This window comes from Burkholderia sp. Se-20373 (genome assembly GCF_017104705.1).
In the GTDB taxonomy this organism is placed as follows: domain Bacteria; phylum Pseudomonadota; class Gammaproteobacteria; order Burkholderiales; family Burkholderiaceae; genus Burkholderia.
In genome coordinates this window covers 1-25,345 of record NZ_JAAGPH010000118.1, presented here as the reverse complement: position 1 = coordinate 25,345, position 25,345 = coordinate 1, and the positions used below count along the sequence as shown (strand labels likewise).

The 25,345-nt window shown below is 68.0% G+C and carries 21 protein-coding genes; 14 read left to right on the top strand and 7 right to left on the bottom strand.

What is annotated here, in order from left to right; genetic code table 11:
* Positions 1–31: 31 nt before the first annotated feature.
* From G3N96_RS29130 to G3N96_RS29120, 3 genes are all read right to left on the bottom strand, one after another.
* Complete coding sequence (locus tag G3N96_RS29130; protein ID WP_069247587.1) at positions 32–856, bottom strand: ABC transporter permease; 825 nt, start codon at positions 854–856, stop codon at positions 32–34.
* 16 nt (positions 857–872) lie between these two features.
* Positions 873–1,901 (bottom strand): ABC transporter substrate-binding protein, encoded by a 1,029-nt coding sequence (locus G3N96_RS29125; RefSeq protein WP_206139324.1) that lies wholly within the window; start codon positions 1,899–1,901, stop codon positions 873–875.
* Positions 1,902–1,968: 67 nt separating this feature from the next.
* A complete protein-coding gene (locus G3N96_RS29120; protein ID WP_206139323.1) occupies positions 1,969–2,994 on the bottom strand; it encodes a substrate-binding domain-containing protein in 1,026 nt (341 codons plus the stop codon).
* Positions 2,995–3,874: 880 nt separating this feature from the next.
* Here G3N96_RS29120 and G3N96_RS29115 point away from each other — a divergent pair.
* The 6 genes from G3N96_RS29115 (at position 3,875) to G3N96_RS29090 (ending at position 10,981) form a co-directional block, all read left to right on the top strand.
* Entirely contained in the window at positions 3,875–4,501 is a 627-nt protein-coding gene (locus tag G3N96_RS29115) for a flavin reductase family protein (protein ID WP_124575903.1), read from the top strand.
* Between the two features lie 414 nt (positions 4,502–4,915).
* On the top strand, positions 4,916–6,148 hold the full coding sequence (locus tag G3N96_RS29110) for a 3-methyl-2-oxobutanoate dehydrogenase (2-methylpropanoyl-transferring) subunit alpha (protein WP_206139322.1): 1,233 nt from the start codon (positions 4,916–4,918) through the stop codon (positions 6,146–6,148).
* Positions 6,149–6,150: 2 nt separating this feature from the next.
* Positions 6,151–7,191, top strand: a complete 1,041-nt coding sequence (locus G3N96_RS29105; RefSeq protein ID WP_089439648.1) for an alpha-ketoacid dehydrogenase subunit beta — start codon at positions 6,151–6,153, stop codon at positions 7,189–7,191.
* Position 7,192: 1 nt separating this feature from the next.
* Positions 7,193–8,521, top strand: a complete 1,329-nt coding sequence (locus G3N96_RS29100; RefSeq protein WP_206139321.1) for a dihydrolipoamide acetyltransferase family protein — start codon at positions 7,193–7,195, stop codon at positions 8,519–8,521.
* 7 nt (positions 8,522–8,528) lie between these two features.
* Positions 8,529–9,920: a dihydrolipoyl dehydrogenase gene (lpdA, locus tag G3N96_RS29095; protein WP_206139320.1), complete on the top strand. Its 1,392-nt coding sequence runs from the start codon at positions 8,529–8,531 to the stop codon at positions 9,918–9,920.
* Positions 9,921–10,351: 431 nt separating this feature from the next.
* A complete protein-coding gene (locus G3N96_RS29090) occupies positions 10,352–10,981 on the top strand; it encodes an NAD-dependent epimerase/dehydratase family protein (protein WP_206139319.1) in 630 nt (209 codons plus the stop codon).
* Positions 10,982–11,005: 24 nt separating this feature from the next.
* On the opposite strand, the gene G3N96_RS29085 is transcribed toward G3N96_RS29090, so the two are convergent.
* Positions 11,006–11,923, bottom strand: coding sequence for a LysR family transcriptional regulator (locus tag G3N96_RS29085; protein ID WP_206139318.1), 918 nt, complete (start codon positions 11,921–11,923; stop codon positions 11,006–11,008).
* A 127-nt stretch (positions 11,924–12,050) separates the two neighbouring features.
* Here G3N96_RS29085 and speB point away from each other — a divergent pair, with 127 nt between their 5' ends.
* From speB to G3N96_RS29065, 4 genes are all read left to right on the top strand, one after another.
* A complete protein-coding gene (speB, locus tag G3N96_RS29080; protein WP_206139317.1) occupies positions 12,051–13,007 on the top strand; it encodes an agmatinase in 957 nt (318 codons plus the stop codon).
* 95 nt (positions 13,008–13,102) lie between these two features.
* Positions 13,103–13,780, top strand: coding sequence for an SOS response-associated peptidase family protein (locus G3N96_RS29075; protein WP_124575894.1), 678 nt, complete (start codon positions 13,103–13,105; stop codon positions 13,778–13,780).
* Positions 13,781–14,083: 303 nt separating this feature from the next.
* Positions 14,084–15,514: a cytosine permease gene (locus G3N96_RS29070; protein WP_089439662.1), complete on the top strand. Its 1,431-nt coding sequence runs from the start codon at positions 14,084–14,086 to the stop codon at positions 15,512–15,514.
* 158 nt (positions 15,515–15,672) lie between these two features.
* Positions 15,673–16,743 (top strand): porin, encoded by a 1,071-nt coding sequence (locus G3N96_RS29065; protein WP_206139316.1) that lies wholly within the window; start codon positions 15,673–15,675, stop codon positions 16,741–16,743.
* A 58-nt stretch (positions 16,744–16,801) separates the two neighbouring features.
* Here the strand turns inward: G3N96_RS29065 and G3N96_RS29060 are convergent, their stop codons facing one another.
* Positions 16,802–17,758 carry a LysR family transcriptional regulator gene (locus G3N96_RS29060; RefSeq protein WP_124575889.1) on the bottom strand — a complete coding sequence of 319 codons (957 nt, stop codon included), beginning with the start codon at positions 17,756–17,758 and terminating at the stop codon, positions 16,802–16,804.
* A gap of 188 nt (positions 17,759–17,946) precedes the next feature.
* Between G3N96_RS29060 and G3N96_RS29055 the strand changes: the two genes are divergently transcribed.
* The 4 genes from G3N96_RS29055 to G3N96_RS29040 all read left to right on the top strand — a co-directional run bounded on the left by G3N96_RS29055 (position 17,947) and on the right by G3N96_RS29040 (position 22,044).
* Positions 17,947–19,257: an MFS transporter gene (locus tag G3N96_RS29055; protein ID WP_206139315.1), complete on the top strand. Its 1,311-nt coding sequence runs from the start codon at positions 17,947–17,949 to the stop codon at positions 19,255–19,257.
* Between the two features lie 31 nt (positions 19,258–19,288).
* Complete coding sequence (locus G3N96_RS29050; RefSeq protein WP_206139314.1) at positions 19,289–20,560, top strand: Zn-dependent hydrolase; 1,272 nt, start codon at positions 19,289–19,291, stop codon at positions 20,558–20,560.
* A 49-nt stretch (positions 20,561–20,609) separates the two neighbouring features.
* Positions 20,610–21,632, top strand: coding sequence for a histone deacetylase family protein (locus tag G3N96_RS29045; protein WP_124575886.1), 1,023 nt, complete (start codon positions 20,610–20,612; stop codon positions 21,630–21,632).
* Between the two features lie 103 nt (positions 21,633–21,735).
* Positions 21,736–22,044 (top strand): hypothetical protein, encoded by a 309-nt coding sequence (locus tag G3N96_RS29040; protein ID WP_206139313.1) that lies wholly within the window; start codon positions 21,736–21,738, stop codon positions 22,042–22,044.
* Positions 22,045–22,091: 47 nt separating this feature from the next.
* On the opposite strand, the gene G3N96_RS29035 is transcribed toward G3N96_RS29040, so the two are convergent.
* Positions 22,092–23,069, bottom strand: coding sequence for a spore coat U domain-containing protein (locus G3N96_RS29035; RefSeq protein ID WP_346778916.1), 978 nt, complete (start codon positions 23,067–23,069; stop codon positions 22,092–22,094).
* Positions 23,051–25,333: a fimbria/pilus outer membrane usher protein gene (locus G3N96_RS29030; protein ID WP_346778917.1), complete on the bottom strand. Its 2,283-nt coding sequence runs from the start codon at positions 25,331–25,333 to the stop codon at positions 23,051–23,053. Before G3N96_RS29030 ends, G3N96_RS29035 begins: the two co-directional genes overlap by 19 nt.
* Positions 25,334–25,345 lie beyond the last annotated feature (12 nt).

The following is a 25,345-nucleotide window of genomic DNA, read 5'->3' as shown; positions in this document are numbered from 1 at the left end:
AGAGCCGGAAAGCGATTGCATGCAGGAATCCTCAGGCCGCGGCGGCGGCAGTGTGGCCGGTGAAGCGGCGCGCGAGCGCGAGCACGGCCCAGGTGACGATGCCGAGCACGATCGACAGGCCGGCCGCCGTCGCGATGTTCGCGTTCAGCGTGAACTCGGTATAGATCGTCATCGGCAACACGTTCAGGTCGGTGGCGAGCGTGAACGCGGTGCCGAACGCGCCCATCGCGGTCGCGAAGCAGATCGCGCCGGCCGCGATCAGGCCCGGCGCGAGCGCGGGCAGCACGATGTCGACGAAGATGCGCCACGGCGATGCGCCGAGCGAACGCGCGGCTTCCTCGAGCGACGCGTCGAGCTTCGACGCGGCCGCGATCACGGTGACGATCACGCGCGGAATCGAGAAGTACAGGTAGCCGATGAACAGCCCGGCGACCGAGTACGCGAACACCCACTTGTCGCCGGTGAGCTTCGCGGACAGCATCCCGATCAGCCCCTGTCGCCCGGCGAGCATGATCACCATGAAGCCGACGACGACCCCCGGGAACGCGAGCGGAAACGTGAGCAGCGCGAGCAGCACGCGCTTGCCCGCGAATTCGCGGCGTGCGAGCAGGAGGCCCGAGATCGTCGACAGCGCGAGCGTCGCGAGCGTGACGCCCGCGGACAGCGCGATGGTTTCGCCGAGGCTCTTCATGTAGCGCGCATTGCCGAGCAGCGCCGCGTAGTGCGAGAAGAACGCGCCGTCGGCGGACACCTGAACGAGCGCGGCCATCGGCAGCAGCCAGAACGCGGCGAACACCGCGAGCGCCGGCGCGACGAGCGCGACGCGCCAGCGCAGCGGGAAAGTCAGGTCAAGCATCGGTGAGGTCCGCCGCTTACTGCATGATCTGCAGGTATTGCTGGCCGAATGCCTGCTGGCCGGCCGCCATCTTGCCGAAGTCGACCGGTTTCGCACGCGCATATTCGCTCGCCGGCAGGAACTTCGATGCGATGTCGGCGCCGAGCGCTTGCGCGCGCACCGGGCGCAGGTAGGCGTTGGCCCACAGCTTCTGGCCTTCGTCGGACAGCACGAAGTCGAGCACCTTCTTGCCGTTCGCGTCGTGCGGGGCGCCCTTCACGAGACTCATCACGTACGGCACCGCGATCGTGCCTTCCTTCGGAATCACGAACTCGACGTTCGCGCTGTCCTTGTACTTCGCGCGATACGCGTCGAAGTCGTAGTCGAGCAGGATCGGAATTTCACCCGACAGCACGCGCGCATACGCGGTCTGCTTCGGCACGATCGGCGCATTCGCCTTCAGCTTCCTGAACCAGTCGAGTGCGGGCTTGAAGTTGTCGAGGCTGCCGCCGAGCGCCTGGTTCACGGCCACCGCGCCCGCATAGCCGACGAACGCACTCGACGGGTCGAGATAGCCGACCATGCCCTTGTATTCCGGCTTCAGCAGATCGGCCCACGAGCGCGGCACCGGCTTGCCGTCGAGCGCGTCCTTGTTCACGAAGAAGCCGAGCGTGCCCGAGTGGATCGCGAACCAGTAGCCTTGCGGGTCCTTCAGGTTCGCGGGAATGTCGTTCCAGTGCGCGGGCTTGTACGGTGCGATCACGCCCTTGTCCTTCGCCTGGAACGCCGACGACACGCCGAGGTAGACCACGTCGGCGACCGGGCTCTTCTGCTCGGCGATCAGCTGCGCGATCGACTGGCCCGAGTTCTTGTTGTCGAACGGCACGCGGATGCCGGTCTTCTGTTTGATCGCCGCGATCTGCGCGGCCCAGTCGGCCCATTCGGGCGGGCAGTTGTAGCAGATCGCGGTTTCGTCGGCGTGGGCGGCGGGCGCGCCGGCGAAGAGCGCGGCGCAGGCGATGGGCGCTGCAAGCGCGCGCAGCAGCGAGGTCAGGCGAAAGGACACGGTAGGTCTCCGGGCGAGGGTGAGGCGCAGGGGTGGTGTGGTGGTGTGCAGGGTGTGCGGCGCGGGTTCAGGCCTTGCGCAATTGCAGGTCGGTGGCCGGCGGCGCCACGGTTGCGCCGTCGCGCACCAGGTGCGGCAGGATCAGCGACGTGCGTTCGATCGCCGCGCCGCCGATGCATTCGACGAGACGCTGCCATGCGTGGCGGCCGATGTCGCGGTTCGGCGTCGCGACGCTCGCGAGCGGCGGCGCGAGCAGTTCGCCGAGCGCGATCCCGTCGAAGCCGAGCACCGACAGGTCGTCGGGAATCGAGAAGCCCGCGCGGCGCAGGCCGCGCATCACGACCATCGCGAGCAGGTCGTTGCTGCAGAAGAGGGCGGTCGGGCGCGTCGCGTGCGCGGTGAGATGCGCGAGCACCGCGTCGGGCAGCTCGGGCGCGTTGAAGTCGACTTCGACCGGCGGCAACGGGGCGACGCCGATTTCCTCGAGGGCCTGCGCATAGCCGAGATGACGCTGGCGCGCGCGATCCGACGCGGCAAGCGAGCCGGCCAGCATCAGCAAGCGGCGGTGGCCGCGCGCGGTCAGCAGCCGCACGCCGTCATACGCGGCACGGCGGTTGTCGACCGACACCGACGGGCGGCGCTGCGTGTCGTTGTGCATCAGCACGTAGTGCGGGCCGTCGTGGTCGAGCATGTCGAGCAGCGGGTGGGTATCCGCATCGGCGACGGTGAGGATCAGCCCTTCGACGCGCTGTTCGCGCAGCGTCTCGATCGCGTGGCGCTCGCGTGCCGCGTCGTATTCGGTCGTCATCAGAATCAGCTTGAAGCCGGCCGCGGTCGCGAGTTCGTCGATGCCTTGCAGGCAGTCGGCGAACACGGGGTTCGACAACGTCGGCACGACGACGCCGACGAGCCGCGTGCGCTCGCCGCGCAGCTGCCGGCCGAGCGGGCTCGGGCGGAACTGCAGTGTGTCGATCGCGGTGCGGATCGTTTGCAGCGTGGCGGGGCTGACGGTATGCGGAGCGTTGATCGCGCGCGAGACGGTAGCGATCGAGAAGCCCGCGAGGGCAGCGACGTCCTTGATGGTCGAGGTCATGAAACCTTGCGATGTAAACGTTTTCGGCCGGGAAATTATCGAAAACGTTTGTGACTTCGCGATGACGCAGGCGACGCTTGTTTCGCAAAAAGCACGACACAAACGTCTGACGGATCGGGCCGTAGGACGACGCGGACTCGATTGTATCGGGGATGCCGCGGCGCGGGAGGAAATCGTTGGCGGCGGTGCGGCGGCATCGACGACAACGGATGAATCCGTGCGGAAGTGGGGGGTGTCGCGATGCGACGCCGCGGAATAAGGGAACGCATGGGCAAGCAATGGTAGAATCGCGTCCGCCCTCTTGCCGGGGTGATGAAATTGGTAAACATAGCGGACTTAAACGATTGAGTGCCCGGTCGGAAACGGTCGGTGCAGAACCCTTCAAATTCGGCGAAACCCCTGATGCGCGCATCGAGGCAACGCCGAGCCAAGCCTCGCGGCATCCGCGAGGAAGGTGTAGAGACTAGACGGGGGGCGCCTAAGGCGCATGGGCGGCAGGCAAGCCCGCGCGCGACGGCGAAGGCATAGTCCAGCGCACGAACGGCATCGCGCACGCGACGCCGGCTTTGAAAGAAGCAGTGTGATGAAAATCCGCCGCCTTAACTGGCTTGCCGGTTCGAGTCCGGTCCCCGGCACCATCGATTGCATTGACGAGATTCGATTTGACGAAGGTGTAAAAAACCCGCGAGAAATGAAGCCCTCGCGGGTTTTTTTGTGAGTGTGACGCGTGACGCCTTCATCGTCCGTGCCGCTTCGCTGCGGCGAAAACGGCGCCATGTGATACTGGCACGCACGTCGCGCCGCACGCGTTCGCCGCCCCCGGCGAACGCAGCGCGCCGGCCGATTCCGCCATCGCTTGCGCCTCGCCACACCACCTGTCATGAACGACTCGACCCACCACTATTACGAACCCTCGCAAGGCCACGGCCTGCCGCACGATCCGCTGAACGCGATCATCGGCCCGCGCCCGATTGGCTGGATCGCTTCCCGCGGCGGCGACGGCACGCTCAATCTCGCGCCCTACAGTTTTTTCAACGCGTTCAACTATCGTCCGCCGATCATCGGCTTTTCGAGTACCGGCGCGAAGGACAGCCTGCGCAACGTGCAGGAGACCGGCGAGTTCGTGTGGAATCTCGCGACGCGCGATCTCGCCGAGCGGATGAACCAGACCTGCGCCGCCGTACCGTACGAGGTCAACGAATTCGAACTCGGCGGCCTGACCGCGGTGCCGTCGCGTGTCGTCAACGTGCCGCGCGTCGCGGAAAGCGGCGTGAACTTCGAATGCAGGGTGACCGACGTGATCCGGCTGCGCGATCATCATGGCGTCGAGACGCCGGCCACGCTGGTGCTGGGCGAGGTCGTCGCGGTCCATATCCGTCATGACCTGCTGAAGGACGGCATCTTCGACACGTTCGGCGCCGGCATCATTCTTCGTGCGGGCGGCCCGTCGGCCTACGTGCACGTGAAGCCCGACAGCCGCTTCGACATCTTCCGCCCCGACGCGTGACCGGTCGCGTGCCGGAGTAAGCCGGCAAGGCGGGCCGCCGGCCCGGCCGCACCCGCCCCCGAAAGACCCCGCCGAAATCGACGATTTCGCGGGGTCTTTTGCGTCGTACCTTCGCATGACCGCCGCGCGCCCACCCGTTCGCGGCCCGATGCCCGATCGCCGTCTACCCGGCGACCCTGCGCCGCAGCAAACCCATGCTGCGCCGATGCCGCCGGTCGCCCCGATGCGCCGCAGCGATTCCCCATGGCAAATCTGCTCACCGCGATCGAGCGGCTTGGGCATCGACGTGCGCCGCGGCAAGGCATAGATTTCCGAGGTTGACGTGCCTATCCGCACGCCAACCCGCGCGCAGGCCGGCAACCGGCCGCGCGTTCCCAAACAGCGTGAGACACAATCGAGCGTGGAGACGACACGATGAGCCTGTCAGAGCCATTGCGTCTGCATGTGCCGGAGCCCACCGGGCGCCCGGGCTGCAAGACGGACTTTTCCTATCTGCATCTATCGCCGGCCGGTGCCGTTCGCCGCCCGCCGATCGACGTTGCCGCGGCGGACACCGCCGATCTCGCCCGCAGCCTCGTGCGCGTGCTCGACGACAGCGGCAAGGCCGTCGGCCCGTGGGCACCGGATCTCGACGATGCGCGGCTGATCGCCGGCCTGCGCGCGATGCTCAAGACCCGCATATTCGACGCGCGCATGATGATCGCGCAGCGTCAGAAGAAAATCTCCTTCTACATGTTGAGCCTCGGCGAAGAGGCGATCGGCACCGCGCACACGATGGCGCTGCGCGACGGCGACATGTGCTTCCCGACCTACCGGCAGCAGAGCATCCTGATCGCGCGCGACGTCCCGCTCGAACGGATGATCTGCCAGCTGATGTCGAACGAAGGCGACCCGCTGAAAGGCCGCCAGCTCCCCGTGATGTACTCGGACCGCGACGCGGGCTTCTTCTCCATCTCCGGCAACCTCGCGACGCAGTTCATCCAGGCGGTCGGCTGGGCGATGGCGTCGGCGATCAAGGGCGACACGAAGATCGCGTCCGCGTGGATCGGTGACGGCGCGACGGCCGAATCCGACTTCCATACTGCGCTCACGTTCGCGCACGTGTACCGCGCGCCGGTTGTGCTGAACGTCGTCAACAACCAGTGGGCGATCTCGACGTTCCAGGCGATCGCGGGCGGCGAAGGCACGACCTTCGCCGGGCGCGGCGTCGGCTGCGGGATCGCGTCGCTGCGCGTCGACGGCAACGACTTCCTCGCGATCTACGCGGCGTCGAGCTGGGCGGCCGAACGCGCGCGCCGCAATCTCGGCCCGACGCTGATCGAATGGGTGACCTACCGTGCGGGCGCGCATTCGACGTCGGACGATCCGACCAAGTACCGGCCGAGCGACGACTGGTCCCATTTCCCGCTCGGCGATCCGATCGAACGCTTCAAGCGCCACCTGATCGTCAAGGGCCTCTGGTCCGACAGCGCGCACGAAGCGTTGACGGCCGAGCTCGAGGCCGAGGTGATCTCCGCGCAGAAGGAAGCGGAGAAATACGGCTCGCTGGCCGACGACCGGATTCCGTCGCCGGCGTCGATGTTCGACGACGTGTACAAGGAGCTGCCCGCGCACCTGCGCCGTCAGCGCCAGGAACTGGGAGCGTGATCATGGCGCAACAAGAGGCAGGCACGGCAACGCAGCCGATGACGATGATCCAGGCGCTGCGCTCGGCGATGGACGTGATGCTCGGGCGCGACAGCGACGTGGTCGTGTTCGGGCAGGACGTCGGTTATTTCGGCGGCGTGTTCCGCTGTACCGAAGGACTGCAGAACAAATACGGCAAGTCGCGCGTGTTCGATGCGCCGATCTCGGAAAGCGGGATCGTCGGCGCGGCGGTGGGGATGGGCGCATACGGGCTGCGCCCGGTGTGCGAGATCCAGTTCGCCGACTATTTCTATCCGGCATCCGACCAGATCGTGTCGGAAGGCGCGCGGCTGCGCTATCGCTCGGCCGGCCAGTTCATCGCGCCGATGACGATCCGCATGCCCTGCGGCGGCGGGATCTACGGCGGCCAGACGCACAGCCAGAGCCCGGAGGCGATGTTCACGCAGGTGTGCGGGCTGCGCACGGTGATGCCGTCGAATCCGTACGACGCCAAGGGGCTGCTGATCGCATCGATCGAGAACGACGATCCGGTGATCTTCCTCGAACCGAAACGGCTGTACAACGGGCCGTTCGACGGGCATCACGACCGGCCGGTCACGTCGTGGCTCAAGCATCCGGCCAGCGCGGTGCCCGAGGGCTACTACACGGTGCCGCTCGATACGGCCGCCGTGGTGCGGCCCGGCAACGACGTGACGGTGCTGACCTACGGCACGACGGTGCACGTGTCGCTCGCCGCGGCCGAGGAGACGGGCATCGACGCGGAGGTGATCGACCTGCGCACGCTGTGGCCGCTCGACCTCGACACGATCGTCGCGTCGGTGCGCAAGACCGGGCGCTGCGTCGTGGTGCACGAGGCGACGCGCACCTGCGGTTACGGTGCGGAACTGGTGTCGCTGGTCCAGGAACATTGCTTCTACCACCTCGAGGCGCCGGTCGAGCGCACGACGGGCTGGGATACGCCGTATCCGCATGCGCAGGAGTGGGCGTACTTTCCGGGCCCGGCCCGGGTCGGTGAAGCGTTGCGACGCGTGATGGAGGCGTGAGATGGGGATTCATGTCATCAAGATGCCGGATATCGGCGAAGGGATTGCCGAGGTCGAGCTGGTGGCCTGGCACGTGGAAGTCGGGCAGACGATCAAGGAAGACCAGCCGCTCGCCGACGTGATGACCGACAAGGCGGCGGTCGAGATTCCGTCGCCGGTGACCGGCAAGGTGATCGAGCTCGGCGGCCGGATCGGCGAGATGATGGCGGTCGGCAGCGAGCTGATTCGCCTCGAGGTCGAAGGCGACGGCAACCTGAAGGCCGGCGCACCGGTGCGGGAATCAAAGGTAGCAACCGCACCGGTCGCGTCGGCGCCGTCGAAGTCGGTGGCCGACGCGCCGGCGGAATTGTCCGCCAAACCGGCGGCGAAGCCCGCACCGGCGGAGCCGCGTCGTGCGAAGCAGGCCGAGCACGCGGAGAAAGCGGAGCCGCCGCGCGCGGCCCTCGCGCCGGGCGAACGGCCGCTCGCATCGCCGGCCGTGCGCCAGCGCGCATGGGACATGGGCATCGAGCTGCGCTATGTGCGCGGCACCGGTGAGGCAGGGCGGATCCTGCACGCGGACCTCGATGCGTATGCGGGCACCGGCAGCGGTGCGGCGTGCGGATCGCACGCGCATGGCTACGCCGAACGCAACGACGAAACCGACGTTCCGGTGATCGGCCTGCGGCGCGCGATCGCACGCAAGATGCAGGAAGCGAAGCGCCGCATTCCGCACTTCAGCTACGTCGAGGAGATCGACGTCACCGAGCTCGAATCGTTGCGCACGGAACTGAATCGCCGCCACGGCGACACGCGCGGCAAGCTCACGCCGCTGCCGCTGCTGATCCGCGCGATGGTGATCGCGTTGCGCGACTTCCCGCAGATCAACGCGCGTTTCGACGACGAAGCGGGTGTCGTCACGCGCTACGGCGCGGTGCACATGGGCGTCGCGACACAGACGGACGGCGGCCTCACGGTGCCCGTGCTGCGTCATGCGGAAGCGCGCGACGTGTGGTCGATTTCCGCCGAGATCGCGCGGCTCGCCGATGCGGTGCGCGCGAACCGCGCGCAGCGCGACGAGCTGAGCGGCTCGACGATCACGATCTCGAGCCTCGGCGCGCTCGGCGGCATCGTGTCGACACCGGTCATCAATCATCCTGAAGTGGGCATCGTCGGCGTGAACCGCATCGTCGAGCGACCGATGATCCGCGACGGCGCGGTCGTCGCGCGCAAGATGATGAACCTGTCGTCGTCGTTCGACCATCGCGTCGTCGATGGCGCGGATGCGGCCGAATTCATCCAGGCCGTGCGCGCGGTGCTCGAGCGCCCGGCACTGCTGTTCGTGGAGTGATCACGCAATGAAGAACGAACACACCACGCTGCTGGTGATCGGCGGCGGCCCGGGCGGCTACGTCGCCGCGATTCGCGCCGGCCAGCTCGGCATTCCGACCGTGCTCGTCGAGCGCGACCGGCTCGGCGGCACGTGCCTGAACATCGGCTGCATTCCGTCGAAGGCGCTGATCCACGTGGCCGACGCATTCGAACAGGCCCGCGGCCACGCGGGCGAGGGCGCGCTCGGGATCCGCGTGCGCACGCCCGAGATCGACATCGGGAAAAGCGTCGCCTGGAAGGACGGTATCGTCGACCGGCTGACGCGCGGGGTCGGCGCGCTGCTCAAGAAGAACGGCGTGCGCGTGCTGCATGGCGATGCGCAGGTGGTCGACGGCAAGACCGTCGACGTCGTCGGCGGCGGGCATACGACGCGCATCAGCTGCGAGCACCTGTTGCTCGCGACCGGTTCCGAACCGGTCGCGCTGCCGTCGATGCCGTTCGGCGGGCATGTCGTGTCGTCCACCGAGGCGCTGTCGCCCGAGACGTTGCCGAAGCGGCTGGTCGTCGTCGGGGCCGGGTATATCGGGCTCGAACTCGGGATCGTCTATCGCAAGCTCGGTGTCGACGTGAGCGTCGTCGAAGCGGCGGAGCGCGTGTTGCCCGCGTACGATGCCGAACTCGCGCGGCCGGTTGCCGATTCGCTCGCGCGGCTGGGCGTGCGGCTGCTGCTCGGCCACAAGGTGCTCGGGCTCGCGGAGCATGGCGCGGTGCGCGTGCAGGCCGCCGATGGCGCGGAGCAGACGCTGCAGGCCGATCGCGTGCTGGTGGCGGTCGGCCGCCGGCCGCGCGTCGACGGCTTCGGGCTCGAGTCGCTGCCGCTCGATCGCAACGGCCGCGCGCTGTGGATCGACGACGAATGCCGGACGTCGATGCGCAACGTCTGGGCGATCGGCGACGTCGCCGGCGAGCCCATGCTCGCGCATCGTGCGATGGCGCAGGGCGAGATGGTGGCCGAGCTGATCGCCGGCAAGCGCCGCAAGTTCGTGCCCGCGTCGATCCCGGCCGTGTGCTTCACCGATCCGGAGATCGTCACGGCCGGCTGGTCGCCGGACGACGCGCGGGCGGCCGATGTCGATTGCGTGAGCGCGTCGTTCCCGTTCGCGGCGAACGGGCGCGCGATGACGCTGCAGGCGACCGACGGCTTCGTGCGTGTCGTCGCGCGGCGCGACAACCACCTGATCGTCGGCTGGCAGGCGGTCGGGCGCGGTGTGTCGGAGCTGGCTGCCGCGTTCTCGCAGTCGCTGGAGATGGGCGCGCGGCTGGAGGACATCGGCGGCACGATCCATGCGCACCCGACGCTCGGCGAAGCGCTGCAGGAGGCGGCGCTGCGTGCGCTTGGGCATGCGGTGCATATCTGACGCGTATCACACGTAACACGAAGCCGCCGATGCGCGACGTGCGCATCGGCGGCTTTTCATTTGCAGTGCCGGCTCGACCGGTTGCAGGGCGACGGTGCATGCGTCAGGGGCATGTCGGGCGCGGTGCGCAAGATCCGCGCGCAGGCGCCGATCGCGGGAGGGCGGTTGTCGATCAAGGAAATCGCGCAGAACCGGGGATTTAGCGGCATGTCGTCGTTCTCGCAGACGTACAGGCGCTGGACAGGTGTCGCGCCGAGCGTGTCGGGACAGGGGGCGGCTCGTAGCGCGCACCGCGGCGAAGCAGGCACATCCTGTAATTTTTCGAGATGTTGGGAGGTTGTCGTCGCCGAGTCGCCCGGCGATCATGCAGGAAGCCGGAAACCGGGCCGTTCCCGGCCCGCCAACGCAGGCTCCACACGGAAGAACCGGACATGAAATTGCTGCTCATCGGCGCGACCGGACTCGTCGGGCGTCACGTCCTCGAAGTCGCGCTCGCCGATGCGCGGGTCGATCAGGTGATCGTCCTCGCGCGCCGCCCGTTGTCGCCGCACCCGAAGATGCGTGCGCTCGAGGTCGATTTCGATCATCTGCCCGACACGGTTGACTGGTGGCGCGCCGACGCCGTGATCTGCACGCTCGGCACGACGATGCGGGCCGCGGGCTCCCAGACGGCATTCCGGCGCGTCGACCACGACTATCCGCTCGCGGTCGCGCGGCTCGCGCGCCGCTCCGGTACGCCGGCTTACGTGCTGAATTCCGCACTCGGCGCGGATCCGGCGTCGCGCATCTTCTACAACCGTGTGAAGGGGGAGGTCGAGCAGGCGCTCGCCGGTATCGGGTTCGCGTCGCTCACTTACGTGCGGCCCGGCCTGATCGGCGGCAGCCGCGATGAATTCAGGTTCGGCGAGCGGCTGCTGGTGTCCGTGTTGAACGTGGCCCGGCCTGTTTTGCCGGCGAAGTGGCGCGTGAATCCCGCGTCGCGGATTGCCCGCGCGATGCTCGACGCGGCGATCGACGCGCGGCCGGGCGTGCAGGTCATCGCGTCGGACCAACTCGTCTGACGCAAAACGGACGGCGCGCGCCGGTCACTGATCCGCGAAGCCGTCGAGCCCGCCGAACTGTTCTGCAAGCGCCGCCGTGAAGGCCTCCAGCGCTTCGCTACCGTCGCAGTTCCTTGGTGTCGCGAGCTGGAATTCGACCGTATGGCTCAGCTTGCTCGCGAGCAGCCGGCGCATCTTGCCCGCGGCGACCCAGGGCGCCGCGACGTGGTCGGGCAGGAAGCCGACATGCGCGCCGGACAGGATGAAGATCACGTCGGCGTCGACGTTTTCGGAGAACGCGGTCGGTTGCGCGTTGCGCGGCGCCGCACCCGACGTATTCGTCTTGTAGAGCCGCGCGACGTTGCTCGTGTTCGCAATGTCGTTGACCGACACGGTCTTCTTCGCGAACAGCGGATGCCGCGCGCCGCAGTGCAGCGACTGGTGTTCGACGAACAGCGGTGCGTAGTGCAGGCCGGCCTGGTGGCCGGAAAAGTAGCCGATCGCGAGCTGCAGTTCGCCCTTCAGCAACCGGCGCTCCAGTTCGTCGGGCGGCACCGCGATCATCTCGATCAGCACATCGGGCGCCCGTTCGCGGAAGCGGCCGACGCTCGCCGCGATCGATTCGACGACGTCCGGTGCGAGCCGCTCGGACAGCCCGATGCGCAGTTCGCCGAGTAATGTGCCCGACACGTGCTGCGTATCGCGCGTGAACACGTCCATCGCGTGCAGGAGCCGCCGCGTCGACTGCAGCACGCGCTCGCCCTTCGGCGTCAGCCGGAAGCCGCTCTTGCCGCGATCGCACAGCCGGAACCCGAGACGCGTCTCGAGCTTGGCCATCTGCGTGCTGATCGTCGAAGGCGCCATGCCGAGCGTGCCCTGCGCGGCGCTGAAGCCGCCGCTTTCGACGATCGTCAGAAAGAGCCGCAGCAGTTGCAAATCCATGTCTCTCAGTCGGGTCAGCATGGCGATACATCGCGTTTTGTGAAGTCGGCTTATGTTAGTTCATATTTTTCGTCGGATGCCGTGACGGCAGAATCGGGCACGAGGTCGCGAGCCGCGCGGCCGTTTCCCACCAGACAGGAATCCGACGATGAGCCAGAACGATTTCGCCTTCACGCGCGACAGCCTCTACGGCACGCAGGCCGAACCGACCTTCGCGGGCGCGACGAGCTTCATGCGCCGGCGTTTCAGCCGCGATCTCGGCGGCGTCGACCTCGCGATCACCGGCGTGCCGTTCGACTCCGCCGCGTCGCATCGGCCCGGCACGCGATTCGGCCCGCGCGGGTTGCGGATTGCGTCGACAGGCATCGCGTGGGAGCGCCCGTGGCCGTGGTCGTTCGATCCGTTCGACGTGCTGGCCGCGGTCGACTACGGCGATTGCGCATTCGATCTCGGGCAGCCCGAATCGGTGCCGGGCGCGATCGAGCGGCATGCGGATGCGATCCTCGCGCACGGCTGCGCGATGCTGACGCTCGGCGGCGATCACTTCATCACGTATCCGCTGCTGAAGGCGCATGCGAAGGTGCACGGGCCGCTGTCGCTCGTGCACTTCGATGCGCATACCGACACGTGGCCCGACCGCGACGTGAAGCGCATCGATCACGGCACGATGTTCTATCACGCGGCGCGGGAAGGGTGGGTCGTGCCCGAACGGTCGGCGCAGATCGGCATCCGGACGACCAACGACGAGCCGATGGGCTTCGACATCCAGGATGCGCGCCGGGTGCATGCATCCACACCCGCCGCGGTCGCCGCGCGCATTCGCGAGCGGGTCGGCGACCATCCCGTGTACCTGACGTTCGACATCGACTGCCTCGATCCGGCGTTCGCGCCGGGCACGGGTACGCCGGTCTCGGGCGGGTTGTCGAGCCATCAGGCGCTCGAGATCCTGCGGCATCTGGACGGCATCAACCTGGTCGGCATGGATGTGGTCGAAGTGTCGCCGCCGTACGATCATGCGGAAATCACGTCGCTGGCCGGCGCGACGATCGCGCTGGAACTGATCTGCCTGTACGCATCGCGCCGGCGGCGAGCCATGGGAAAATAGATTCGTAAAACTGTTTCGTCATACAAAACAATAACGCGGCCGCGGCTCCTGCGCTGATCTACGATGGAAACATTGCTTCCATCGTCCGCCGAGCCGTGTGCACTCACTACCGCGCCCCCGACGAAGACCCGGGCATCAGCGAACTGAAGATCGGCATCGGCGATCTGTATCGCCGCGACCCGTGGGCGCCCGACGTGTATCCCGACTACGCGGCGCCGATCGCGCGCGCCGATGGCGACGGCCTCGAAGTCGTCGCGGCCGTGTTCGGCTTCTGGCCGAAATTCATGCAGCCCGAGCGGCTCGACGAGAACGGCCGTAAAAAGAAGAAGCTCGACACGGTGAACGCGCGGGCGGAAACGGTCGGCTCGTCGCGGCTCTACGGCAACGCGTGGCGCAACGGCCAGCGCTGCCTGATTCCGGTGCGCTGGATCTTCGAGCCCTGCTACGAAACCGGTCGCAACGTGTGGCAGCGGATCGGCGTCGACGGCTGGCAACCGTGCTGTGTCGCCGGCATCTGGCGGCGCTACGAAGGTGACGACGGCCGCGAGCGCGTGGGCATGGCGATGCTCACGGTCAACGCGGATATGCACCCGCTGTTCGCGCGGATGCATCGGCCCGGCGAAGAGAAGCGGGGCGTCGTGATGCTGCGCCGCGACGACTACGACGAATGGCTGCACGTGCGCGACGTCGAGGCCGCCCGGCGCATGCTGAACCTCCTGCCCGCCGCCGACATGACGGCCGAGCCCGATCAGGCACCGCCCGCACGCGCCTGAGCTTTCATTATTCCGACATCCGACTTTCGACTGGACACGCCGAGCGTAACCCGATTATTCGGACATTTTCGAAAATCGGCGGATTCCGGGTAATCACCGATACCTCGCAAGTTGTATATACAAGATCATCCGCTGGCAATGTCGGCACACGTCGTGCCGCTTGCGCGCCAGTGCGCAGACCGTGCGTGCGTGGCGCATGCCGGCGATCCACGGCGCCCCGCACCCACCGAGCCGAAAGGGCGGCTCGCAGCTTCCCGTCTCGTTCAAACCATTTGTGATCCTGAGTATTTTGGAGATTTCCCCGTGTCAACGAATCCCAGTGGAAAAGCCGGCGGCCTGATCGAAGTCCGTTCGATCGACTTCATTCCCGACGCCGAGCGCCACGGCGGCTTGCTGAGCCAGTTCACGCTGTGGCTGTCGGCGAACATGCAGATCACGGCCATCGTCACGGGCGCACTCGCGGTCGTGCTCGGCGGCGACGTGTTCTGGTCGCTGGTCGCGCTGCTGCTCGGCCAGTTCATCGGCGGCGCGGTGATGGCGCTGCATGGCGCGCAGGGGCCGCAGCTCGGGCTGCCGCAGATGATCTCGAGCCGCGTGCAGTTCGGCGTCTATGGCGCGATGATCCCGATCGTGCTCGTGTGCCTGATGTACATCGGCTTTTCCGCCAGCGGCTCGGTGCTGGCCGGGCAGGCCGTCGCGCAGTTGCTGCACATCGACGACGCGGCCGGCATCCTGCTGTTCGCGGCCGTGATCGTCGTGCTGACCGTGTTCGGCTATCGCGCGATCCATGCCGTCGGCCGGATCGCGAGCGTGGTCGGCATCGCCGCGTTCGTCTACATGTTCACGCAGCTGTTCGCGAACCACGACATCGGCGCGCTGCTCGCGAACAAGCATTTCTCGCTCGCGAGCTTCCTGCTGTCGATGTCGCTGTCCGCGTCGTGGCAGATCGCGTTCGGCCCGTACGTCGCCGACTATTCGCGCTACCTGCCGCGTTCGACGTCGTCGGTCGCGACGTTCGTCGCGGTCGGCCTGGGCTCGGTGATCGGCGCGCAGGCGGCGATGGTGTTCGGCGTGTTTGCGGCCGCGCTGGCCGGCGGCCAGTTCGCGCACCATGAGGTTGCGTATATCGTCGGCCTCGGCTCGACGGGCGCCGTGGCCGCGCTGCTGTATTTCAGCATCGCGTTCGGCAAGGTGACGGTGACGGCGCTCAACGCATACGGCAGCTTCATGTCGATGGCGACGATCGTCAGCGGCTTTCGCGGCAAGCACGCCGTGTCGTCGCGCAGCCGCCTCGTGTACATCTTCGGGATGATCTGCGTATCCACGCTCATCGCGCTCGCGGGCCGCCACTCGTTCCTGAAGGAATTCACTGCGTTCATCCTGTTCCTGCTCGCGTTCTTCACGCCGTGGAGCGCGATCAACCTGGTCGATTACTACTGCTTCACGCGCTCGCGCTACGACGTGCCGGCGCTGTCCGATCCGGACGGCCGCTACGGCCGCTGGAACGTGATGGCGATCACGATCTACGTGGTCGGCATCCTCGTGCAGTTGCCGTTCATGTCGACGCACATCTACACGGGGCCGCTCGTCGACGCGCTCGGCGGCACCGACATCTCGTGGATCCTCGGCCTGCTCGTGCCGGCCGTGCTGTACTACATCGGCGCACGCGCATCGCGCCGCAGCATTCCAGAACGCCTGATCCTGCCGCTCGAACGCGGCGAAGTTCACCACTGACGACACGTCACGCGCCTCGGGCCGGCCGGCTGCCGGCCTGACTGTCGCGCGAGCCGGGCGCTGCCTGCACCCGGTTCTCCCCCGTTTCCTTTCCCGCGATGCCGGTGCGGCGCGACTGCCGCGCCCGGTGTCGTTTCATTCTCTGACCATTGAATAGTATGACTAAACAAACGACAGCCCGCGGAAGCGATGCCCGGGCGCGGATGGTGCACGCCGGTCTTCGCATGACGGTCGCGGCGGCGTGCATCGCCGGATCCGACGCCGCGTTCGCGCAGGACGGCGTCACGCTGTACGGCGTGATCGACGAATTCGCGCAGTACGTGAATTCGGGCAACGGCTACACGGCGGCGATCAATTCGGGCGGCCAGTGGGGCAGCCGGTTCGGGCTGAAGGGCGGCGAGGATCTCGGCGGCGGGCAGAAGATCGAGTTCGCGCTGGAGAACGGCTTCAATCCGAACGACGGTTCGCTCGCGAGTGCGGGCAGCCTGTTCAACCGGCAGGCGTGGGTCGGCATCGCGGGGCAGTGGGGCAAGGTGCGCGCGGGCCGCCAGAATTCGCCGCTGTTCAACGACCAGGGCGGCCAGGATGCGTTCGGCGGCGTCACGCAGGCGTCCGGCATGGACAACCTGACCGTGTTCGCGTTCCGCACCAGCAACACGCTGTCGTACCAGAGCCCGGAGATCGCGGGCTTCCAGGGCGGGCTGTACTTCGGATTCGGCGATGCGGGCGGCGTGCGCTCGGCAGGCTCGAGCCAGCAGTTCGACCTGACCTACGAACACGGGCCGTTCGGCGCGTTCGTCGCGGGCCAGTGGCTGAAGAACGCGACGGCGACCACGACCGATCGCACGATCATGGCCGGCGCGTCGTACGAGATCGGCAAGGCCACCGTGTACGGCGGCTTCTCCGCGGTGAAGTGGGCCGATCTCGGCATCGATTCGCGCGTGTACGGGCTGTCGGTCAAATACCAGTTCAATCCGGCGAACTACGTGGCGCTCGGCTACGCGTATCTGCACGACCAGTCGTCGCAGGGCAACCATGCGGACCAGCTCGGGCTGATGTACGAGTACGACCTGTCGAAGCGCACGAGCTTCTACGGTGCGCTGTCGTACCTGCGCAACCGCAGGCAGGCCGGCTATACGCTCGCCGGTGCGGCGAACCCCGGCTTGCCGCTCGCGTATCCGGGCGCGAATGCACGGGGTGTGCAGTTGGGCATCGTGCATCGCTTCTGATCGGCACGACGCGCCGGGCCGTGCGTGCCCGGTGCTTTCCTCGAGCGCATCCGCGCCCTTACTTCCCCAACCGCTCCGCCAGCGAGTAGCGCTGCATGCAGCGCTCCATCGCGTCGAGAAACGCATGCTCCGCCGCGTTCATCTTGCGATCGCGATGCCACAGCAGGAACACGTCGACATCGACGAGCCCGTCGTCGGGCGGCAGCCGCCACAGCCGCTGCTGGGCGATGTCGTCGCGCACGATGTGCTCGGGCAGGCAGCCGATCCCGTAGCCGGCGAAGATCAGCCGCCGCACTTCCTCGAGGCTTGGCGACGACGCGACGATGCGCCCCGTGAAGCCCCGCTGGTCGCGAAACACGGTGAGCGGCGACAGGCTGTCGCCGATCTGGTCGCTCGTGAACGACACGAAATTCTCGGCGAGCAGATCGTCCATCCGCAGTTGCGTCTGCCCGAACAGCCGGTGATGACGGCCGCAGTAGATCGCATAGCGCTGGCGCAGGAAGCAGCGCATCTCCAGCTTGTCGTGCGGCGTGCGGCACAGGCCGAGCCCGGCCGTGGCCGTTTTCTGCAGCAGCGAAGACAGGATGTCCGACGAGCGCATCACTTCGATCTGCAGATCGATGCGCGGATACGCGCGATGGAAGTCCGCGAGGAATTCGTCGTAGACGGGCGACTCGATGCGGCTCACCGTCAGCAGCCGGATCGATCCGGTCAGGTCGGCGGTGCTGTCGTCGATTTCGGTTTCGAGGCGCGAGATGCCGCCGTAGATGTCGCTCGCGATCCGGTAGACGGCTTCGCCAGCCGGCGTCGGCGCGAAGTGCGTGCCGCGCCGCTCGATCAGCTTGCGTTCGAGCGCGTCCTCGAGCCGCCGCAAGGCCTGGCTCACCGCAGGCTGTGTGACGTGCAGGCGCGCGGCCGCGCGGCTCACGCTACGCTCCTGGATGATCACGAGATACGTGCGCAACAGGTTCCAGTCGAGGCGGTCGTTCAGGAACGGGGCGAGGTCGGGGCGCATCGGGTCTCCGGGCGAGCCGTCAAGGCGGGTATTAGCTGAATTTATACGGAGAATAATAACTTGAAATTTGACTAATGATTTGCGGTCGCCGATAAAGGAGGGGTGCCGCAGCGTGCGGCGCAAGGCCGCGACAGACGGCCGTCACACGAATTGCGCGCCGCCCGCCGCGGCGCGCATCAGGAGCCCGCATGACCCAGTCCCTTTCTTCCGCCCGCCAGCCGGCGCGCGCCGCGACGGCCGCATTCATCGGCACGATGATCGAGTGGTACGACTTCTACATCTACGCGACCGCCGCCGCGCTCGTGTTCGGCGAACTCTATTTCCCGTCGCATGACCGCTTCGTCAGCACGATGGCGTCGTTCGCGACGTTCGCGGTCGGCTTCTTCGCGCGGCCGCTCGGCGGCGTGATCTTCGGTCATCTCGGCGATCGAATCGGCCGCAAGAAGGCGTTGATGACGACGCTGATGATGATGGGCGTCGCGACCGTCTGCGTCGGGCTGCTGCCCGACTATTCGAAGGTCGGCATGCTCGCGCCGGTGCTGCTCGTCGCGTTGCGCGTGGTGCAGGGGATCGCGGTCGGCGGCGAATGGGGCGGTGCGGTGCTGATGGCGGGCGAGCATGCGCCGCAGGGGCGCCGCACGTTCTTCGCGTCGTTCGCGCAGCTCGGCAGCCCGGCCGGGCTGATCCTGTCGCTGATCGCGTTCCGCGCGGTCACGTCGATGGACAAGGCCGACTTCCTCGCGTGGGGCTGGCGTTTGCCGTTTCTAGCGAGTTCGGTGCTGCTCGTGGTCGGCATCCTGATTCGGCTCGGCGTGAACGAGTCGCCGGAATTCGCGCGCGTGAAGGAAACCAATCGCACGGTGAAGCTGCCGGTCGCGGAGGTGTTCCGCTCCGCGTCGGGGCTCGTGGCGCTCTGCATCGGCGCGAACACGATCGGCATCGCGGGCGTCTATTTCACGAACACGTTCATGATCGCGTACACGACGCAATACGTCGGCGTGTCGCGCTCGCTGATCCTCGACAGCCTGTTCGCGGTCGCGATCATCCAGTTCGTCGCACAGCCGATCGCCGCGTGGATCGCCGAGCGCATCGGCGGCGCGCGCTTCCTGAAGCTCGCGGCGCTGCTCGCGATGCTGTCGCCGTATCCGATGTTCATGCTCGTGCAGGGCGGCACGTCCGCGTCGCTGATTGCGGGCATCGCGCTCGCGGTGGTCTGCATGGCCGGCTTCTATTCGGTGATCGCGGGCTTCGTGAGCGACGTGTTCCCTGCGCACGTGCGCTATTCGGCGATCTCGCTCGCCTACCAGATCTGCGGCGCGATCGCGGGCGGGCTGACGCCGCTCGTCGGCACGTGGCTCGCCCATCGCTTCGCGGGCCAGTGGTGGCCGCTCGCGGTGTTCTACACGTGTCTCGCCGGCATCTCGCTGCTGTGCATCGTCGCGCTCGACGCACGCCGTGCGGCACGGCCGGCCGCGGCCGAAGCGTTCGGCTCGCAGTGACCCTCAACAAAAGAATTCATCCGGAGTGCACATGAAAGACCTGCTGGAAATCGACGGCGCCCGTTTGTGGCAGAGCCTGGCGGACATGGCGCGTATCGGCGCGACGCCGCGCGGCGGCGTGCGGCGCCTCGCGCTCACCGACGACGATCGTCGCGGGCGCGACCGGTTCGCGCAGTGGTGCCGCGACGCGGGAATGACGGTGAGCGTCGACGCCGTCGGCAACCTGTTCGCGCGGCGCGACGGCACCGATGCGCAGGCAGCGCCGGTGCTGATCGGCAGCCATCTCGACACGCAGCCCGAAGGCGGCCGCTTCGATGGCGTCTATGGCGTGCTCGCCGCGCTCGAACTCGTGCGCACGCTGAACGACGCCGGCATCGCGACCGACAAGCCGCTGGAGATCGTGTCCTGGACCAACGAGGAGGGCGCGCGCTTCGCGCCGGCGATGCTCGGCTCGGCCGTGTTCACGGGCGCGTTGCCGCTCGACGAAGCGCTCGCGAAGCAGGACGCCGACGGCGTCACGCTCGGCGCGGCGCTCGACGCATGCGGCTATCGCGGCGCACGTGCGGCGGGCGGCGCGGTCGATGCGTACTTCGAGGCGCATATCGAACAGGGCCCCGTGCTCGAGGCGAACGGCACGACGATCGGCATCGTCACGGGCGGGCAGGCGATCCGCTGGCTCGACGTGACGGTGACTGGCGTGGCCGCGCATGCGGGCACGACGCCGATGCCGTATCGCAAGGACGCGACTTTCGCGAGCGCGCAGATGGCGCTCGAACTCGAACGGATCGTTGCCGGCTATGCACCGCGCGGGCTCGCGACGATCGGCCAGGTCGGCATCCGCAATGCATCGCGCAACACCATTGCGGGCGACGTGACGTTCACGGTCGACCTCCGCCATCACGACGATGCGCAAGTCGATGCGATGGAGCGCGACTTGCGCGACGCGTGCACGCGTGTCGCCGCCGCTCGCGGCGTGCAGGTCGCGATGGAAACCTGCTGGCGCAGCCCGGCGACGCCGTTCGATCGCGACTGCGTCGAGCAGGTCGCGCAGGCGGCGGCAGCGTTCGGCTATACGAGCGAGCGGATCGTCAGCGGCGCCGGGCACGACGCGATCCTGCTCGCGCGCTGCGTGCCGACCGCGATGGTGTTCATCCCGTGCGTCGACGGCCTGTCGCACAACGAAGCCGAGAATGCGCTGCCGGATGACGTGACACGCGGCACGAACGTGCTGCTGCATGCGGTGCTCGCGCGCGCCGGCGTCGCGGCGGGCGTTGCGGTGGCGGCCGCCGCGCAGCACGCATGATGAGCCGAGCCGGCAAGCCGACCAATCGAAAAACCGACGAGGGCGAACGATGAAAACCTATTTCCATCCCGAGCAGTTGCTGCACCATCCGCGCAGCTACCTGTCACGCGGCCGGATGCGTGAACCGCAGGAAGTACCCGAGCGCGCGGCGCGGCTCGCCACTGCCGTCCGGTCGCTCGACTTCGACGTGCGCGAGCCGGCCGACCGTGGCACCGCGCCGATCGCGGCCGTGCACGACATGAACTACCTGCGCTTCCTGGAAGAAGCGCATCGCGACTGGAAGCGGATGCCCGACGACTGGGGCGACGAAGTGATGTCGAACGTGTTCGTGCGCGACCCGAATCCGCTGCGCGGCGTGCTCGCGAAAGCCGCGCGCTACCTCGCCGACGGCAGCTGCCCGGTCGGCGCGAACACGTGGCGTGCCGCGTACTGGTCCGCGCAGGACGCGCTGGCGGCCGCGGCCGACGTCAACGACGGCGCGCGCGAGGCATACGCGCTGTGCCGGCCGCCCGGCCATCACGCGCGCCGCGACGCGGCCGGCGGCTTCTGCTACCTGAACAACGCGGCGATCGCCGCGCAGTCGCTGCTCGGCCGCCACCGCCGGGTCGCGATCCTCGACACCGACATGCATCACGGGCAGGGCGTGCAGGAGATCTTCTACGGCCGCGACGACGTGCTGTACGTGTCGATCCACGGTGACCCGACCAACTTCTACCCGGTCGTCGCGGGCTATGAGGAAGAGACGGGCACCGGGGCGGGCGACGGCTTCAACCTCAACTTGCCGATGCCGCACGGTGCGCCGGAGTCGGCGTTCTTCGAGCGGCTCGACGATGCGCTGCGCGCGCTCGCGCGGTTCCAGCCCGATGCGCTCGTGCTCGCGCTCGGCTTCGATATCTACAAGGACGATCCGCAATCGCAGGTGGCCGTCACGACCGACGGTTTCGGGCAGCTCGGCGGCGCGATCGGCGCACTCGGGTTGCCGACGGTGATCGTGCAGGAAGGCGGCTATCACCTCGACAGCCTCGATGCGAATGCGCGTGCGTTTTTCGGCGGGTTCGCCGCCGCGCGCTGACCGGCGCGGCGGGCACGGCCACGTGCGTGCGGGTTCAGGTTTTCCGCCCGCACGCCGATAATTCGCGCATATGCTGAATGGATGCACGAAGGAGCACCGCACGATGACAGCCGACCCAATCAGACGCGGTGCGATCGCGATCGCGCTCGCGCTGGCCGCGCCCGGCGTAGGGTCCCTCGCGAACGCGACGGAGCCCTCGATTCCGCTGCGCGTCAGTCTCACCATTCCGGAAACGTGCACGATCGGCACCGGGGCGCCGCAGGGCGTCGCCGATACCGGCGTCCCGAGTGTCAGTTGCGCGCACGGCACGCCGTTCATGCTCAGCCACGCGCCGCTGCCCGATGCACGGTCGGCGTCGCGCGGCGTGGGCGCGGGGGCGGGTGCGCCGTCCGCATGGACCGTCATGTTTTGAGCGGGCGGCGCGGCGCGTGCGCCCGCGCTCGCTCATGCCCCTGAACGCTAGAAGCTGATCGTCGCGGTGATCGTGTCGCTGTAGTTGCCGGGCGCGGGCGTCGTTTGCGCCGGCACCGCGCCGTACACGGTCACGACCTGCGACGTGCCCGTGCCGACGCCCGTGACCGTCGAACTGCCGCCCGTGCCGTCGCCCCATGCGATCGAGCGCGCGGCGTCGGTGTAAAGCCCGTAGCCGATCGCGCCGCCACCGCCGCTGCGCTGCATCTGGCGCGCCGTCACGTTGCCGCTGCCGCCGCCGTTCAGCGCGATTTGCCATGCGTCGCCGTTGGTGCACTGCGCGGTGATCGAACCGCTCGCCGTGAGCGAGCCCGACAGCAGGCTCGCGGTGCCGAAGCTCACATTGGTCGCGCTGATGTTGCAGTTGTTGATGACGTTCGCCGTCACGCTGAACGGGAAGGTTCCGTTCGACGTCGTCAGCGACGCACAAGTCGGCGCGCCGAGCAGGTAGAACCCGGTGTTGATCGATGTCGTGTTGCCGCCGAAGGTCTGCGAGTAGGTCGTGGTGCTGTTGCCGGTCGTCGGGACGGTCGGCTGGTTACCGGTGATCTGTCCGTACACGGTGACCGTCGCGGACGCGCTCGTGCCGAGTGCGGGCTTGACCAGCGTGACGGACGCCGGGGTCGTGCCGGAATACACGGAGCCCCATGCGACCGAATGCCCGCCGTCGAGATAGAGGTCGTATTGCATCGCGTTGCTGCCGTTGACGAGGCTGCGCGGGCTCGTGCCGCCGAGGTTCAGGCACACGAGCACGTTCGGCGTCAGCGAGACGGCCGCCCACGTGCAGGTGATGCTGACCGTACCGGTCACGGCGACCGGCGCGTTCGAGATCGGGCTGACCGAGCCGAAGCTCACGTTCGATGCGGTCGCGGTGCAGCTTTCGGCCTGTGCGTGACGGGGCGAGCCGCACCACGCGATGAAGGCGACGAGGACCAGCAGCGCGAACCTCACGGCGTCGTCCGGCACGTGAGGGGCCCGATGGTCGGCAGCGTGCCGTTGCCGGGCGCGGTGAACGCGAATGCCGCGACACAGTGCTGCGTGCCGTAGTCGATCGCGAGGTGGTTGTCGTCCTTCAATCCGTCGATGAACGTGAGCCCGTCGTAGCCGACGATCGTATCCGCGCCGCTTTCGGCGTGATGCACGCGCGCGCCGGCCGGCAGCGGGCGGCCGGTATCGTCATGCAGGATCACCGATGCCGCGCGATAGCGTGACACGCCGAAACGCGTGAACACGCCCGATTGCGCCTGCGGCACGACCGTCATCGACGTGCGGGCGATCCGCGCATCGGCGGGCAGTTTCATCGCATCGATCGCGATCCGGTTGTTCTGGTACGCATTCAGGTCGGGCACGAGCAGGTGCCCGGCGCGATCGGTCGTGCCGATCACGCGGTTTTCGTGCAGCACCGGGATGCCCGCGACGCCGTCGGTCGACACGAGCGCGAAGCCGTCGGTGATGCGGCGCGACAACAGGAGGCTGCCGTCCATGAACACGAGCGCGCCGCTGACGTCGAGCGACGCGCCGCTCTGGCGGTCGATGTTCTGCGCGGCCGCGATGACTTCGCCCGCATGACCGAGATAGCGGACCTGTGCCTGCCGGTACGGCACCGCACCCGTGCCGCCGGCCTGTACGCCCCAGCCCCAGCCGCCGTCGTAGTCGGGCGGGCGGCTCGCGTCGACGGTGTAGTTCGACTGGCCGCGCTGTCGGCCGACGGTCGTATTGATCGACGTGTTGCGGCCGAGCCCGATGTTCAGCGATACGAACGCGCCGCTCGCGCCCTGCTGCGCGAAATCGCGGTACGCACTCATGGTCAGCGACGCGAGATCGCCGAGGCCCAGCGTGTACGACACGGTGCCGATCCGCGCGCTCGGGCCTTGCGGCATCCGGAAGCCGATGTAGCTGAGCGACAGTGTCTGGCGGTGGATGAACGGCAGCGCGAGCGTCGCCTGGTCGGTGGCCGCCGGCACCGTTGCGCCGTCACGCGAGGCGAGATCGCCGTAGCGGCCGAACGCGCGGATCGTCTGCGCGTTGATCGAGAAGCGCGGTTCGATCAACTGATAGCCGGCGCTCACTTGCGTGCCCGGAAAGCGGCCGGCGCTGCCCGCGACCGCACCGCTCACGACGCCCGCGTAGCCGAGGCGCAGCAGCGCGCCGACGCCCGCGTTGAGCACGCCGCCGGTTGCTTCCGCATGCCCTTCGACCGTCAGCGCGTGGCTGATCCCGCGTCGCAGCGAGCCGCTGACGGCCGGCCGCGCATCGTAGTCGAACGACTGCAGCCCGTAGTTGCGCCGCAGGAAGCCGGCCTCGAACGAATAGCTCGACAGCCCGGCGGACAGCATGCGCGTATCGACGTAGAGCGGCACGGACGTCGCGACGGTGCGACCGAGCGCGTCGCGCGTGATGACGGTCGCCTGGCCGGCGCCCGTGATGCCCGGCACGTCGTGAATGATGAACGGGCCGCTCGGCACGTTGCCGGTGTACTGGCGCACGTTGTTGATGTACAGGTCGACGGCCGACGGCACGGCCGCGGAGCCGGCGAGCGACGGGATCGGGAACGTCACGAGATCGGGGCGCAGCGCGAAATTGCTGCGCCACTGGAAGCCGCCGAGGCGCACCGAGCGCGTCCACGCGAGCGACCCCGAGATCGCGTCGCCGATCTGCGTCGTGCTCGGCCGCGCCGGGTCCGAGCGGCTCCAGGACGTATCGAAGCGCGTGTAGCGCCGGCGGCCGTCATAGAAGGTCGCGACGCCCGTGGTGTCGAACACGCCGCCCGGATCGAAGTAGCGCACGTCGGTGTAGAGCGAGTACTGCCGGTCGCCGAGCGTCTGCGCGTACGCCTCGTAGTTGATCGCGACGCCGCGCGACGCGCTGGCCGCCTGCGTGGGCGGCAATGCGCGGCTGTCGATCGCGTAGGGGCGGCGCAGCGTATCGGGCATCTGCAGTTCGACGCGCTGGCGTGCCGCGTCGTAGCGGTAGTGCAGGCCGGGAATCGTGTCGAGGTCGACCGTCGCCGCGTCGGCGATGCCGAGCCGGTCGGTCGCGACGCCGATCGTGTGCAGGTCGGCGCCGCTCGCCGACAGATGGCCGTCGCGCTCGCGGAAGTGCGCGAGCAGCGTCGTGTTCTCGCCGTTGACGCTGACTTCGAGGATCACGTCGTGCGTGCTGTCGGTCATCACGAGCGCCGAGGGTTCGTCCGCATGCGCCCAGCCGAGCGCGAAGAGGCCGCCCGCCACGAGGGCCGCGAA

Coding starts and splice junctions, on each gene's coding strand:
- G3N96_RS29130 (WP_069247587.1), bottom strand. CDS start 856: ATGCTTGACCTGACTTTCCCGCTGCGCTGGCGCGTCGCGCTCGTCGCG.
- G3N96_RS29120 (WP_206139323.1), bottom strand. CDS start 2,994: ATGACCTCGACCATCAAGGACGTCGCTGCCCTCGCGGGCTTCTCGATC.
- G3N96_RS29115 (WP_124575903.1), top strand. CDS start 3,875: ATGAACGACTCGACCCACCACTATTACGAACCCTCGCAAGGCCACGGC.
- G3N96_RS29110 (WP_206139322.1), top strand. CDS start 4,916: ATGAGCCTGTCAGAGCCATTGCGTCTGCATGTGCCGGAGCCCACCGGG.
- G3N96_RS29105 (WP_089439648.1), top strand. CDS start 6,151: ATGGCGCAACAAGAGGCAGGCACGGCAACGCAGCCGATGACGATGATC.
- G3N96_RS29100 (WP_206139321.1), top strand. CDS start 7,193: ATGGGGATTCATGTCATCAAGATGCCGGATATCGGCGAAGGGATTGCC.
- lpdA (WP_206139320.1), top strand. CDS start 8,529: ATGAAGAACGAACACACCACGCTGCTGGTGATCGGCGGCGGCCCGGGC.
- G3N96_RS29090 (WP_206139319.1), top strand. CDS start 10,352: ATGAAATTGCTGCTCATCGGCGCGACCGGACTCGTCGGGCGTCACGTC.
- G3N96_RS29085 (WP_206139318.1), bottom strand. CDS start 11,923: ATGCTGACCCGACTGAGAGACATGGATTTGCAACTGCTGCGGCTCTTT.
- speB (WP_206139317.1), top strand. CDS start 12,051: ATGAGCCAGAACGATTTCGCCTTCACGCGCGACAGCCTCTACGGCACG.
- G3N96_RS29065 (WP_206139316.1), top strand. CDS start 15,673: ATGACTAAACAAACGACAGCCCGCGGAAGCGATGCCCGGGCGCGGATG.
- G3N96_RS29060 (WP_124575889.1), bottom strand. CDS start 17,758: ATGCGCCCCGACCTCGCCCCGTTCCTGAACGACCGCCTCGACTGGAAC.
- G3N96_RS29055 (WP_206139315.1), top strand. CDS start 17,947: ATGACCCAGTCCCTTTCTTCCGCCCGCCAGCCGGCGCGCGCCGCGACG.
- G3N96_RS29050 (WP_206139314.1), top strand. CDS start 19,289: ATGAAAGACCTGCTGGAAATCGACGGCGCCCGTTTGTGGCAGAGCCTG.
- G3N96_RS29045 (WP_124575886.1), top strand. CDS start 20,610: ATGAAAACCTATTTCCATCCCGAGCAGTTGCTGCACCATCCGCGCAGC.
- G3N96_RS29040 (WP_206139313.1), top strand. CDS start 21,736: ATGACAGCCGACCCAATCAGACGCGGTGCGATCGCGATCGCGCTCGCG.